The 13,230-nt window shown below is 64.9% G+C and carries 8 protein-coding genes; 1 reads left to right on the forward strand and 7 read right to left on the reverse strand.

Going from position 1 to position 13,230, the window contains the following annotated elements:
- The first annotated feature begins 70 nt into the window (after nt 1–70).
- Nucleotides 71–763: a hypothetical protein gene (locus tag KLP40_RS08335; protein ID WP_215593319.1), complete on the forward strand. Its 693-nt coding sequence runs from the start codon at nt 71–73 to the stop codon at nt 761–763.
- A 200-nt stretch (nt 764–963) separates the two neighbouring features.
- On the opposite strand, the gene KLP40_RS08340 is transcribed toward KLP40_RS08335, so the two are convergent.
- From KLP40_RS08340 to KLP40_RS08370, 7 genes are all read right to left on the reverse strand, one after another.
- The gene (locus KLP40_RS08340; protein WP_215593320.1) at nt 964–3,246 is read right to left on the reverse strand and encodes a GEVED domain-containing protein; all 2,283 of its coding nucleotides are present in this window, start codon (nt 3,244–3,246) and stop codon (nt 964–966) included.
- A 475-nt stretch (nt 3,247–3,721) separates the two neighbouring features.
- A complete protein-coding gene (locus KLP40_RS08345; RefSeq protein WP_215593321.1) occupies nt 3,722–6,205 on the reverse strand; it encodes a carbohydrate-binding protein in 2,484 nt (827 codons plus the stop codon).
- Nucleotides 6,206–6,292: 87 nt separating this feature from the next.
- Nucleotides 6,293–8,524, reverse strand: a complete 2,232-nt coding sequence (locus KLP40_RS08350) for a beta-1,3-glucanase family protein (protein WP_215593322.1) — start codon at nt 8,522–8,524, stop codon at nt 6,293–6,295.
- A 507-nt stretch (nt 8,525–9,031) separates the two neighbouring features.
- Nucleotides 9,032–9,493, reverse strand: coding sequence for a cold-shock protein (locus tag KLP40_RS08355; RefSeq protein WP_215593323.1), 462 nt, complete (start codon nt 9,491–9,493; stop codon nt 9,032–9,034).
- 395 nt (nt 9,494–9,888) lie between these two features.
- On the reverse strand, nt 9,889–11,415 hold the full coding sequence (locus KLP40_RS08360; RefSeq protein WP_215593324.1) for a TPM domain-containing protein: 1,527 nt from the start codon (nt 11,413–11,415) through the stop codon (nt 9,889–9,891).
- Nucleotides 11,416–11,591: 176 nt separating this feature from the next.
- On the reverse strand, nt 11,592–12,209 hold the full coding sequence (locus KLP40_RS08365; protein ID WP_215593325.1) for a pseudouridine synthase: 618 nt from the start codon (nt 12,207–12,209) through the stop codon (nt 11,592–11,594).
- A 175-nt stretch (nt 12,210–12,384) separates the two neighbouring features.
- Nucleotides 12,385–13,044 carry a head GIN domain-containing protein gene (locus KLP40_RS08370; protein WP_215593326.1) on the reverse strand — a complete coding sequence of 220 codons (660 nt, stop codon included), beginning with the start codon at nt 13,042–13,044 and terminating at the stop codon, nt 12,385–12,387.
- Nucleotides 13,045–13,230 lie beyond the last annotated feature (186 nt).

Consider the following 13,230-nt stretch of genomic DNA (forward strand, 5'->3'; position numbering starts at 1 on the left):
CTTCCGGGCGGTAGGAGCTTGCGGCGGAAGTGTTATCTTATTGGTATCCTTTACCCTAACCTTTTTTACTATGTCCGATTCGCTTACGCCGGCTCCGGCCGGCACGCCCAAACCGATCCGCCGTACCAGTCAGCTGCCCGCTTCGGAAGTGGCGCTGGCCGCGCTGGCTACCACCGTCGCCGGGGTCTGGCAAACTTCGGAGCTGCCCGATCTGCTCTGGCTCCGCAAGGAAGACCTGGCCGCCCAGGCTGCCGACTTCGCCCGGCACCGCGCCGCCGCCGAGGCGGCCAGCGACCAGCGCACGCCCCAGGCCCGGCGCCTGCAGGCCCTCGACAAAGAGCTGGCCCGGGGCCTGTCCTTCGTGAAAAACTACCTGGCCGAGGAGCACGAGGAAAACGAGGGCCGCGCCTACTACCCCGAGTTCGGCCTGGTAAAAGAGGGCGGCAAATACACCCTGCCCGCCGCCCGCGCCGAGCGACTGACGGCCCTGAGTAAGCTGCTGCGGGCCCTCAAAACCCACGGCTTCGACCAGAAGAAATACGGTACCGCTTTCTGGCAGCCGCTAACCCAGGAATATGCCCGGCTGGTGCAAGAAAGTACCGCCACGGCCGGTGAACGGAGCCGCCAGGTCAGCGCCAAGGGCCAGGGCGAGCTGCAGCTGCGCAAGGCCCTGGGAGCCCTTATCCACCACCTCAAGGCCCATTACCCCGATACGTTTGCCGCCCAGCTGCGGGCGTTCGGCTTCCAGAAGGAGAGCTACTAGTTTTTCTGCGCGAATCTCCGGTGCCGGCTTCCTGCCCGCCCGCGCAGTACCCGCCGGCCGCCGGCTATAACCGGGCAACCAACCACCAGAGGTAGGGCTAGGTAAGCCCAAAAAGAGAAGGCCCGCCGATTGGCGGGCCTTCTCGTTGATAAGATCCGGAGGATACCGGCCAGCAGCTACCTACTGGCTACTCCAACCAGCTATTGCTTCACGAACCGCTCGTGGAAGGTTTTCTGGCCGTCGCTGACGGTGAGCAGGTACACGCCACTGGCCAAGTTGGCCACGTTCAGCTGGCCGTTTTCGAAGCGGACGTTGGCTGCTTTGGCGCCCCGCAGATCGGTAACTGAAGCGGACACGACCGGGGCCTTACCGGCCAGCACGATGTGGAGCACGTTGGCGGCCGGGTTCGGATACAGCGTCAGGGCCTTCTCGAAGCCAGCGTTGCCGGCCGCGGTAATCTGCGCCGCTTCGTACACCTCGGTGCCGGCCGGCTGGCTGGTGCCGTCGGTGATGGTAACGGAGTAGTCTTCGGTTTCGCCGTAGGTGTAGCTGTTGCAGCTGGTGGTAGCGGCATTGTCGCTCATCGTTACCCGCAGGCGGGTTTTGCCGGTTATGGCCGAAGCAGGCACGGTGAAGGATGCCGACAAGGTGCCGCTGCTCGACGAGGCGCCTGATACAACTCGTTCGCCGGCATCGAGGAAGTCACCGTCCTGGTTGTAGTCGATGTACACGCGCCAGTTCTCGGTGTAGGCCGTGGAGCGGAAGCCCGCCGAGATGTTGATGGTTTGGGCCGAACCGGCCGGGAGGTCGGTGTTCAGGGCCGTCCCGTCGTAGTAGCCGCCATCGGCCCCCGACGTGCGGTTGATGCTGCCCAGGCGAACCAGATCAATCCACTCGTAGCTCACGTTGTTGCCTTTGCTGGCGCAGTACGTAACGGGGGCCGGCGGCGTGGGTGGGGGCGGGGTGGGCGTCGTGGGCGGGGTGGTGCCGTCGGTGGGGGCCGTACCGGTAATGGTGAACGAGCCGAGCGAGGCGTAGTTGGTATACCCGTCGATGAGGGGGCTGCCCGAGCCGGTGCCGCTTACCTGCAGGTAGAAGGTGCCGGCGGGCAGGGTGGTGCTGATGGTGGCGTTGAGCTTGTCGGCGCCGGCCGTATCGTAGGAGCCCAGCTCGGCCCCGTTGCTATCGAGCAGGCGCACCAGCACGTTGAGGTTGCCGTAGCGGGCCACCGTGTTCACGTTGAAGCTCACGGCCCCGCCGCTGGTGGTGAAGCGGAAATAATCCTGGTCGGCGGTACGCTCTACCACGCCGTTGCCGCTCAGGCTGGTGCCGCTGCGGGCCAGGGCCGAGGCGGCGGTGGTGGAGTTGCCGTGGTCATCGGTGCGGTAGCCCACGTTGTAGGTGGTGCTGGCAATGATGGCCAGATCGTCCTGGGTCTGGTTGGCCTGGGCGTACTCGCCCTTGCTCCACTGGGTAACGGGCTTGTAGTAGCCCACGCCCATAATCGGGGCCCACGAGCCCTGACCCTGGTAATACCCCTCACTGGGGCTGATGCGGCCGTCGTGGCTCAGGCCCAGGGTGTGGCCGAGCTCGTGCGAGGTGGCTTCGCCCCCGGCCTTGGGGTCGTTCATGAACACCCAGCAGGGCGTGTCGTTATTGTACCGGAACGAGGTTACGTAGGCTACGCCGCCCGCTCCCGGCGCCGCCGTGTTGGTGGGCGTCACGATGCAGCGCATGCGCATGTTCATGGGGTAGGAGTTGAACACGGCCAGGTCGGTGGTCACGTTCATGCTGAAAGGCCGGAAGTCCTCGCTCACCAGCTCCCAGAAGGCCTGCACTTTGGCGGGGTCGTTTTCAATGCCCGAAGGCGCGGCGTCAATCGGGTTGCCGTTGTTCCAGGGCGTGCCCACCACGTACTCGCCATCGAGGTCGATGTAGAGGCAGCCCTTGGCGCCGGGCAGGCTCTGCAACGATGGTACGGCCGAGGCGGCGGCGGCGCGTTTGACCGGCGCCGGGGCGGGCGCCTGGTAGCCCAGGGGCTGGTCGTAATCGATGCAGATGACCTGGTCGATGTCCACTTCCTGCACCTGGGCGTTGCCCCGCGCATCGGCCGAGTAGCGGTAGGCCCGTTTGGCGGCGCGCAGCACAATGTTACCTTCTACCTGGTCGCCCTCCACCCGCACGAAAAACGAGGAGCCGGGGACGCCGGCCAGCTCGCCCACCAGGTATTCCCCGGCCGCGGCCAGGTCTTCGCGGTAGTTCACCTGGCCGGTGAAGGTTTTGTCGGCGCTGACCCGCAGCGTTACCCGGGGTTTGGGCTGGCGGCGGGCCAGGTCGGCGGCCACCTGGTTTTCGAGCTGCTGCACCAGACTTTGGGCGCTGCCCAACTGGTACACCGGTCCGGCGGGCCGTTTCTGGGCGAAGGCGGCTGATGGGCCCAGCAGCAGGGCCGCACCGAGCCCGTACGCATAAAATTTGTTCATGATAATGGGGGTTGTGGAAAAGAAAAGGAGAGCAGTACCAGGGGCAGAAAGGGATTCGGGCTCCCTGGTTTCCGGCAAATGTACCACTATATAGATAATGTGCAATTATTGGATATTTTATATATAGAGCTGACGCCTAGGTTATTGGCCGCAAGAAGGCCCGCGTTACCCGGGGGCAGTCACCAGAAAATCGACCTGTGTACTTGTTTTGCCGCATCAAGAGCGTGTTACGACCAGCCGGACCATCCCGTCGGGCCAGCTGTCTGGTGGGGGGCAGAGGAGGGACGGAGTCATCGAAAAGAACAAAATTTTGTTAATCCTTACGGAGAATATCATCGTAAGTACCAAACTTTTTTTGCGGTCCTTTTACCTCGTTCCGGCAGTCTCGGCTGCCTGCTAATGACCCCGCCCCCCACTGGCCACTCCCGGTTGGGAACTGCCAGCGGGGGGCGGGGTCGTTGGTAGGCGGCCGAGCCTACTTCAGAAAGCGCCGGCTGATGGTAGACTCATTAGGGCCGGTCACTCTGAGCACGTATACCCCCGGCGGAAGAGCCGCCACGTCAATGGCCTGGTCCGGTTGGTACCTACCCTGCCACACCTGTTGCCCTACTATGTTGAGGATGCGCACCTGTCCGCCCGCAAAATCGGCCGGGGCCCGCACCGTCAGCCGGTCGCTAACCGGGTTGGGGTAGAGCAGCAGTTCCGTGGGAGCCAGGAGGCCGGCGCTGGCCACGGGAGCCGCCATCGGGCTGTCGGGCGCGGCCACGGCGGCAGTGCTGACTTTGGTAATGCGGACCCAATTGAGGTTCCAGCCGCCGGTCTGGGCGTAGATACCGAAGTTGTAGGTGCCGGCCGTCAGGTTCACGGTGCGGCTGACGGTGGTCCAGTTCTGCCAGCCGCCGGTGCCGCCCACGCTGGTGGAGCCCAGCTGGGTGGAGCCCGCGTTCAGGTCAGCCGAGATGGTGCCGCCGCCCGTGCCGCTGGCCATGCGGTACTCAAGCAGGTAGGCGCCGGAGGTGGGGAAGCTGATGGCGTTCCAGACCAGGTAGTCGCCGGCATCCACGTAGCCCATGTTCTGGCCGCCCTCCGAGCAGGCCTCCACGGTCATGCCGTTGTTGAGGGTAGCGGCCTCGGCTTCGAGCAGGCGGGAGAAGGTGGCGGTGGAGGCGGCTCGCACGCGCAGGGAGGTGGTTTTGTCGTTCCAGTTGTCGGTGCCGAGCGGGTTGCCGACCAAGCAGGCGTTGCCGGCGCTGGTCACCAGCAGGCTGGCGCCGGTGAAGTTGTCGTTTTCGTAGAGCACGGCTTCGTAGCCGGAGCTGACGCGCAGCGAGGAGAGGTCGTCGTTGAGCAGGCCGCGGCTTAGCAGGGCGCTCAGGGGGTAGTCGCCGGGGGGCAGGGCCACGGCCGTGCCCGTGTAGTTACAGTCCTTGTACAGCGTAGCCACCCCAGAGTTGGTGCCGCCGGCCGGGGCCGTACCCGTGATGGTGAAGGTGCCCAGGGAGCCGTAATCGGAGTAGCCGTCGGTGGCGGGGTTGCCGGAGCTGGTGCCGTCGATTTGCAGGTAGTAGGTGCCCGCGCCCAGGCTGGCATTCACGGTCACGTTCAGGTTACCGCCGCCGGCCGCGTCAAACGTACCAATCTGGGTACCGCGGCCATCAAACAGGCGCGCCACAATATCGAGGTTGCCGTAGCGGCCCACCGTGTTCACGTTGAAGCTCACGGCCCCGCCGCCGGTGGTGAAGCTGAAGTAGTCCTGGTCGGAAGTGCGTTCAATGATGCCTTTGCCCGTTAGGCTGGTGCCGCTGCGGGCCAGGGCCGTAGCCGAGTTGGTGGAGTTGCCGTGGTCGTCGGCGCGGTAGCCCACGTTGTAGGTGGTGCTGGCAATGATGGCCAGGTCGTCCTGGGTTTGACTGGCGCGGTTGTATTCGCCCCGGCTCCACTGGGTAACCGGCTTGTAGTAACCCGCGCCCATGATGGGGGCCCAGGCCCCGGCATTATCCTGGGCCGTGTAATACTCCTCGTTCGGGTTCAGGCGGCCGTCGTGGCTCAGGCCCAGGGTGTGGCCCACTTCGTGGGAAGCGGCTTCGCCCCCGGCCTTGGGGTCGTTCATGAACACCCAGCAGGGCGTGTCGTCGTTGCCCCGGAACGAGGTCAGGTAGGCTACGCCGCCCGCCCCCGGCGCCGCCGTGTTGGTGGGCGTCACGATGCAGCGCATGCGCATGTTTTTGGGGTAGGAGTTGAACACCGCCTCGTCGGTGGTCACGTTGATGCTGAAGGGGCGGAAATCCTCGCTCACCAGCTCCCAGAAGGCCTGCACCTTGGCCGCGTCGTTCTCAATGCCAGAGGGGGCGGCGTTGATGGGGTTGCCATTGTTCCAGGGCGTGCCTGCTACGTACTGGCCATCAAGGTCGAGCATAATACAGCCCCGGGCGCCGGGCAGGCTCTGCAACGACACCACAGCAGCGCGCTGGGCCGTACCCGCACTCGGTGGGGCCGGATACTGGTAACCCAGGGGCTGGTTGTAGTCGATGCAGATCACCTTGTCAATATCCACCTGCTGCACTTGGGCATTACCTCGGGCGTCGGCCGAGTAGCGGTAAGCCTGGCGGGTGTTGCGCAGGATGATATGGCCTTCCACCTGATTGCCTTCGACCCGCACGAAAAAGGAAGAATTTGGCACACCGGCCAACTCGCCTACCAAGTATTCCCCGGCCGCGGCCAGGTCTTCGCGGTAGTTCACCTGGCCGGTGAAGGTTTTGTTGGCGGCTACCTGCAGCGTTACCCGGGGTTTGGGCTGGCGGCGGGCCAGGTCGGCGGCCACCTGGTTTTCGAGCTGGCGAACCAGCGTTTGGGTGCTTCCCAACTCGTAAGCGGGGCCGGCGGCCCGGTTTTGGGCGGTGGCCGTTGTGCCCCCGAGCAGGAGCGCCGCCCCGAGTCCGTACGCATACAGTTTGTTCATAGTAGTAGGGTTGGTTGTGGAGAGGAAGTAAAATCAGAACATGAAAAGGGGACGCAACCGAGCGGCTGCTTCCCCTTCTTTCAGGAATTATTGCTTACTGAAGCGGCGCACCAGCTTATGCTTGTCCGGGCTGATGACGAGCAGCGTGTACACACCGGCTGGAAGCTGGCTCACGTTCAGGGTTGTCTGCTGGCTCAGGTGGCCGGTGGTTACTACCTGGCCCAGCGTATTCACAATCTGATATTCGCCGCTGCCCAGCGCAGCATTCAAAGTCAAATGAAGCTGGCCATCGGTGACGGGGTTGGGGAAGAGGCGCAGGTCAGCTGCCTCGTCAGCGGCGCCGGCTGTCGTGGCCGTGACGGTGGCGGGGCGGGCAGCAGTGTTGACTTTGGTAATGCGGACCCAATTGAGGTTCCAGCCGCCGGTCTGGGCGTAGATGCCGAAGTTGTAGGTGCCGGCCGTCAGGTTCACGGTGCGGCTGACGGTGGTCCAGTTCTGCCAGCCGCCGGTGCCGCCCACGCTGGTGGAGCCCAGCTGGATGGCGCCCGCGTTCAGGTCGGCCGAGAGGGTGCCGCCGCCCGTGCCGCTGGCCATGCGGTACTCAATCAGGTAGGCGCCGGAGGTGGGGAAGCTGATGGCGTTCCAGACCAGGTAGTCGCCGGCATCCACGTAGCCCATGTTCTGGCCGCCTTCCGAGCAGGCCTCCACGGTCATGCCGTTGTTGAGGGTAGCGGCCTCGGCTTCGAGCAGGCGGGAGAAGGTGGCGGTGGAGGCGGCTCGCACGCGCAGGGAGGTGGTTTTGTCGTTCCAGTTGTCGGTGCCGAGCGGGTTGCCGACCAAGCAGGCGTTGCCGGCGCTGGTCACCAGCAGGCTGGCGCCGGTGAAGTTGTCGTTTTCGTAGAGCACGGCTTCGTAGCCGGAGCTGACGCGCAGCGAGGAGAGGTCGTCGTTGAGCAGGCCGCGGCTTAGCAGGGCGCTCAGGGGGTAGTCGCCGGGGGGCAGGGCCACGGCCGTGCCCGTGTAGTTACAGTCCTTGTACAGCGTAGCCACCCCACCGGCTGGTGGGGGCGTAGTGCCCGCGAATCCCCCGAAAGTAGCCGTTACCCGGGTGGGCTGGGCCGCGTGCACCGATGACGACTGGTCGTTCACGTCATCGTAGGCGAAGCCGTAGTTGAGGTTGTCCACGCTGATGCCGCCCTGGTGCCAGAACCGGGCGTAGTAGTTGGCCGGGGCCGTTTGGTAGTACTGAGCCGCGTTGTACCAGTTCTGCTGGCCGGGGTTGGCAGTAGTGGTATTCACCACGTGGCGGTTGATGGCGGCGCAGAGCTGGGCCTGCACTACCAGGTCGCAGTCCCCGTCGCCCACCCGGTTGTCGAGGGCGCCCTTACCTTCCAGCACTTCCTGGGTGGTGGGTTTGCGGGCCACCACGCCCGTGCGCCCCGCAAAGCCGCCCGACTGCCCCACCACCGTGAGCCGCCCGTTGCTGATGCGGCCCTTGAAAACGCCCGCGTCGCCGGCGTAAAAAATCAGGTCCTCGTTCGCGTACTTGCTCCAGATGGCATCAATGTAGGAGCCGAAGTAACCCACCTGGGTGCCGCCGCTCTGGAACGCCGGCGACTTGCCGGGGCAGGTGATGGTGCCGGCCGCAGTATTGAGCAGGCTCTGGAACGCCGGCGGCGCAAACGACTGGTAGGCGGAGAGAATATCGGCGTGGCTCTTCAGCTCGCCCACGCGCTTGTAGTAGCCCCCGCCGCCCCACAGCTCCAGGCCCATGGGATAGTGATAGGAATCCACGCGGGTGGGGTTGCCGAAGAAGCCGTACTGGTTGTTGGTCAGCTCGATGAACTCGTAGCGAATTCCCTTGTTGGGGTCGTTGGGGTTCTGGAAGTCCGGGGCTGCGTAGCCCGAGGGCGCGCCCGAAGCCCCGAAGAAGTACAGGTACAGCTGCTGGCCCTGGGCAATGAACACCCGGCAGCCGGCAATGTAGGGCAGGGTGAAGGTCTTGTTGGGAATGTCGCTCAGGCGGAAAAAGCAGCCCGCGTACTTCGAGTTCTGGCCCGGGCCGGTATTGCCGTTGTAGGTGGGCCCCGTCACGGTATTGTACGCCGACGACATGGGCAGTACCTGGCCGTTGCGCGGATTTACCCACACGTGGTTGCCCGCCCCGTCAATGCCCACAATGGCTACGAACAGGGAGTTATCGGCGAAGGGGGAGTTATTGGCAATGGTAAACGGAACGTTGCCCTGGGCGCGCCCCGGGTAGGGGGCCAGCGCCCCGAGCAGCAGGCAGAGGAGGGAAAGAAGCGTAAGCTTTTTCATAGTGGTAGGTTGTGGTGGGAAGAACAGAAGGCCTTTGCGCAGCGGCGAAGGCAAGGCCAGAGGACGGGGGAGCGGTACAGGTGCCCAGGCAGCGCCAACAACCGCCTTTGCGGAACGAAAAACGCGCCGGTAGCCTAGGTGCAGCTCCGGTTTAAGCCCTCCAAGCAAGGTTCTTTTGGGGAGAAAAAAAAGCCGTTGGGCCGGGGCTTCTGCCCGGTCCAACGGCTCCTAAACGCTTACAACACACGCCCGATACGGCTCCGTGCCAGTTCCGGGCAGCCCTGCGGGCGCATCCGCAAAATGCCGCTTCCGGAGGGCTGACCGCCGGCCGGCGTTTAAAAAACAATCCGGACCGGTATTTTTTTTAGTTGATTAACCGTCTCTCAGATGCAGATAGATGCAGAACTGAAGCCCCGGCGTTGAATCCAAGGGAGCCAAAACCAAAAAGCGGCTGAAGCTGCAAGAGCTTCAGCCGCCTGGCTGCGTCGTTATCTGTAAACGGACCGGCTAGCCGGCCAGCTTCACGTTGAAGGCGCTGGGACCTTTCTGGCCCATTTCCACCTCGTAGGAAACCTTATCGTTCTCCTTGATGGTAATGCCGCCCAGGCTGTTGGCGTGCACGAACACGCTCTGCTGAGTGGCCGAATCCTTGATGAAGCCGTAGCCCTTGGAGTCGTTGAAGAAAGTTACCGAGCCGGTACGAACCGGATCTTCCTCCTCCATATCCTCCTGGCGGATGGCACCGATACGGATGCTTTCCAGGGGAATCTCTTTCTTTTTCTTGGTCGGATCCGGGGGAGTGTCCACGATGTTGCCGTTCTCGTCCACGTAGGCGAGCATCTCATCGAGGCCCTGGCCTTTGCTGGAATTAGCCTGGCGCTCCTCCTTCTTCTCCGCCTTTTCCTGGCGCTTCTTCAGTCGTTTCTTTTCGTTTTCCCTTTTGCCGAAGGTGGCCTGTGATCTACCCATATGGTGTGTTTGATTGGTTTTAAGGTTCGCTCCGCAAAGCGAAATCAAAAGTGTAAAGCTTCTTTATCTGATCCTCAACGGAGCAGAATCTAGCAAAGTTCCTATATACGGCTCCAGGAGCCGAGGGAATGACCCGGCGGCCGGGCAAACCGGCCGGAAAGGCTGGTAGCCGCGCGGCGGAGGGAAGTTCCCGGACCGGTTGATAGCGGGTGCCATCAGGAGCGCCGGATAGCGCCGTGCGGGGGGGCACCCAAAGTAGCGAAAGTGGTAAAGTTACTCTTTAATTTCTGCAAACGGAAGCGGATAGCCGCAGAAATCCACCCCGCTCGGCGGGCGCGGGCGGCCTCCCCACTAACGCCCGCCGGTGCCCCCCGAAAGGCAGGAGCCGGCTCCCCTTACCAGCTGCTGCCGGCCCCGCCGCCGCCCGAGTCGCCCCCGCTGCTGCTGGACCAGCTGCTGCCCGAATCCGACGACGACCCGGATGACCCTGAGGAGCCGCCCGAGGCGCTGGTGCTGATCTGGGCGATGGTGTAGCGCTCCAGGTCCTCATGGCCGCAGAAGGCGCACGCGTGCACCCGCCAGCCCCAGCCGGCGCGGTAGGTAGTGGCCTCTTCCATGACCCGCTTGGGCCGGGGCTCGGCGGTGTGGTGGTGGCACTGGGTACAACGCTGGACGTCGGTGCCCGGGTTGAGGTAGTCGAGGGTGAGCGTGTGCCGGCACTGGGGGCACTCCCACACGTCGTAGTCCACGGAATCGATGCGCTCCTCCACTACTTGGCCGGGCTGGAGGTGGGCGTCGTCGGCCTGCTCATCGAGCTTGTGCAGGAGTGTGGCGCAGGTGGGGCAGGGGTAGGGTGTTTCGCGGAGCTGGTGCAGGCGGCGGCGGTAGCGGGACCAGTACAGGGCCAGCCCCAGCGGAAACAGGAACCGCAGAAACCCCAGCCCGTGGTGGCCCCGGTGCAGCAAACGGTACTGGGCGTGGCGGCTCGCCCGCACCGCCTCAGTGGCCGCCTGCCGGTTAAGGCGCCAGAAATAGCCGTGCACGTACAGGGCCAGCCAACCGTAGCAGAAGCCCACCACCACCCACGGCGAACGGGGCCAGGGCGTAAACAGGGCCAGCAGCACCAGGCCGGCCACCCCCGCGCCCCCCACCAGCAGCCACCAGCGGTAGGCCCCGGCCGCCTGCACAAACGCCAGCCTCACCGACAGCCCCACGAACAACACGACACTGAGAAGCAAGGCCAGTGCCCCGGCGGTACTCCAGCTACCGGCCGGCTCCGGGGCGGCGGATGTACCAGCCTGCGCGTACTCCTCCGAAGCGTTTTCCGCTGCATCAGTCCCGGCTGAGTTGAACGACTGGACAAGGGTCAGGGAGTCGGCGGGGGCGGTTTCGGTGAGGGAGCCGGTGCGGAGCTGGCGGAGGGTGGCGGCCACGCCGGCTTGCACCGCCCCGTCGTAGTTGCGGGCGCGCAGGGCGGGTACCATGTAGCGCTGTTGAATGCGGTGGCAGAGGATGTCGGGCAGGTCGGCTTCCAGGCCGTAGCCGGTTTCAAACTCGATGCGGCGCTGGTCGAGCACGAGCAGGATGAGCAGGCCATTATCCTTTTCCGCATCCCCGATTTTCCAGCGGTGAAACAGCGCCGTGGCAGCCGTTTTGGGCGTTTCCTCCCCAATGCTGGCCGCCAGCACCACGTCGATGTGGGCCCGGCCGGCCTGGTCGAGGGCGCGCAGCGTGTCGTTGAGGGTCTGCACGGTGGCCGGGCGCAGCAGATGGCCGGGGTCACTGACGTAGGCCTGGCTCAGGGTTTTGGGGTCGGGGATGGCCGTCAGGTAGGCCGCCGCGGCCGGGTCGGGGTCCGTGGACTGGCAGGCCGGCAGCAGCAGCCCCAGCCACAGGGCCAATAGCAGGGAAAAGTAGCGCATAGAGCAACAGCGGGCCTAGTGGCCCGGCCGCTAAACTAAGCAGGTCTGCTGATTCCGGTGGGGTAGCCCGAAGGGACGCCGGCAACTGAAGGAACGTCATGCCGGGCATGCGGCACATCGAGCCAGGGACCGAAGAATTTCGCGTGTTACCGTTGGGCGGGCACTCTGCGCTTCTGCTACGCCGGTTCCACCAGTGCCACCGCTGCCGCGTCGGGCGCGAGCAGGGCCGGCACCTCGCGCACTTCCCCGGCCGCCAGCGCGGCCAGTCCGATTTCCCCGATGCGGACCCGCACCAGGCGCAGGGTGGGGAAGCCCACGGCGGCCGTCATCTTGCGCACCTGCCGGTTTTTGCCTTCCGTCACGGTGATGCTCACCCAACTGGTGGGCCCGTGCCGGTCGTCGCGGATTTTGCGGGTGCGGGGCGGCAGCGTGGGCGGGGCCGGCAGGCGGCAGGCGGCGCAGGGCAGGGTCTGGTAGATGCCCCCATCCACGCCAATATCGACGCCGGTTTGCAGCCGGGCCACGGCCTCGTCGGTGATGAGGCCGTCGACCTGGGCGTAGTATTCCTTTTCCACGTCCTTGCGCCGGATTCGCTCACTTACCCGGCCGTCGGTAGTCAGCAGCAGCAGGCCCTCACTGTGCTCATCGAGGCGGCCGATGGCCATGGTGCCGGCCGGGAAATCGTGCAGCTCGCCCAGGAATTTTTTGCGGCGGGCCTCGCGGGCGTCTTCGCTGCGGAACTGACTAAGATAGCCGAAGGGCTTGTGGAGCAGGAAATGGCGGTGTTCACTCATGGCCCGCAAAGGTACGCCCGCGGGCCGGGGCTTGTGCAAGAGCCGGCACCAACCGGCCCGCATCCGCCGGGGCGTCTGCGGGCCGGTCGGCTGGTGCGGCCTCCGGCCAACGGAAACCGCCCTCCGAAGCAACAGCTCGTGCAGTGATTTATTGGGTGAGGAAACGGGCCCGGGGCTACCGATTGGTTTTCGTGCGGTTGTGAATGTCGCTGGCGCCCGAGGCGTGGGAGGTGAGCTGCCGGGCCGAGACGGAGGCATCGGAGGCGCCGCTGGCCTGCACATCGGCCTGCTGGCTTTGCAGGTCGCTGGCCTTGTAGTCGCTGCTGCCGCTGAGGCGCACCTGTTGGCGGTCGGCGCGGCCGCGCAGCTCCACGTCGGAGGCCCCGCTGGCCGTTACCGTGAGCTGGCGGGTGTTCAGGCCCAGCGTCACGTCGGAGGCCCCGCTGGCTTTGATGGTGAACTCATCGGCCTCGAAGGTGGAAGTGCTCCTGACGTCGGAAGCCCCGCTGGTTTCAATGCCGCGCAGGCGTGGGCAGGTCACGTACACGGTCACTTTATGCGTGCTGAACCAGCTGGATGGGGCGTCCTTGGCCCGGTAGATGGTGAGCGTACCATCCTGAACTTCGGTTTTGATATAGGGCTCCAGCTCCCCGTCGGTGACCACTTTTACCTCGGTGGTGGCGCCCTGGGTGAGCACCACGTCGCAGGCCCCGCTGGCCCGCAGCTTCTCAAAACTGCCCACGCTGCGCCGCTGCTGGGCGTGGCCGGTGCTGAGGATACCACAACTGAGCAGGGCTACGGCGGCCCCGGCGCGCAAAAGAGAAACAGTACGCATAGCACAGAAAATTAAGAAGGTGGAGAAATACGGCGGACAAGCAAGCAGATGCGGGCCGGGCTTCAACCGTTGCCCGGCCCGCCCGGAAAGTTTGTCGCCGCGGCCCGGCGGCCGGCTACAACCCGCGGGCAAGCCCCGCCGTATCAGCCCTCATTATAGCCGGCGGCCTATATGGCGCCGGGCTGT

The organism is Hymenobacter piscis, from assembly GCF_018760735.1.
GTDB lineage: Bacteria > Bacteroidota > Bacteroidia > Cytophagales > Hymenobacteraceae > Hymenobacter > Hymenobacter piscis.

What these genes read in the sequence shown, in the direction of transcription:
- KLP40_RS08335 (WP_215593319.1), top strand. Translation starts at nt 71, where the DNA reads ATGTCCGATTCGCTTACGCCGGCTCCGGCCGGCACGCCCAAACCGATC.
- KLP40_RS08340 (WP_215593320.1), bottom strand. Translation starts at nt 3,246, where the DNA reads ATGAACAAATTTTATGCGTACGGGCTCGGTGCGGCCCTGCTGCTGGGC.
- KLP40_RS08345 (WP_215593321.1), bottom strand. Translation starts at nt 6,205, where the DNA reads ATGAACAAACTGTATGCGTACGGACTCGGGGCGGCGCTCCTGCTCGGG.
- KLP40_RS08350 (WP_215593322.1), bottom strand. Translation starts at nt 8,524, where the DNA reads ATGAAAAAGCTTACGCTTCTTTCCCTCCTCTGCCTGCTGCTCGGGGCG.
- KLP40_RS08355 (WP_215593323.1), bottom strand. Translation starts at nt 9,493, where the DNA reads ATGGGTAGATCACAGGCCACCTTCGGCAAAAGGGAAAACGAAAAGAAA.
- KLP40_RS08360 (WP_215593324.1), bottom strand. Translation starts at nt 11,415, where the DNA reads ATGCGCTACTTTTCCCTGCTATTGGCCCTGTGGCTGGGGCTGCTGCTG.
- KLP40_RS08365 (WP_215593325.1), bottom strand. Translation starts at nt 12,209, where the DNA reads ATGAGTGAACACCGCCATTTCCTGCTCCACAAGCCCTTCGGCTATCTT.
- KLP40_RS08370 (WP_215593326.1), bottom strand. Translation starts at nt 13,044, where the DNA reads ATGCGTACTGTTTCTCTTTTGCGCGCCGGGGCCGCCGTAGCCCTGCTC.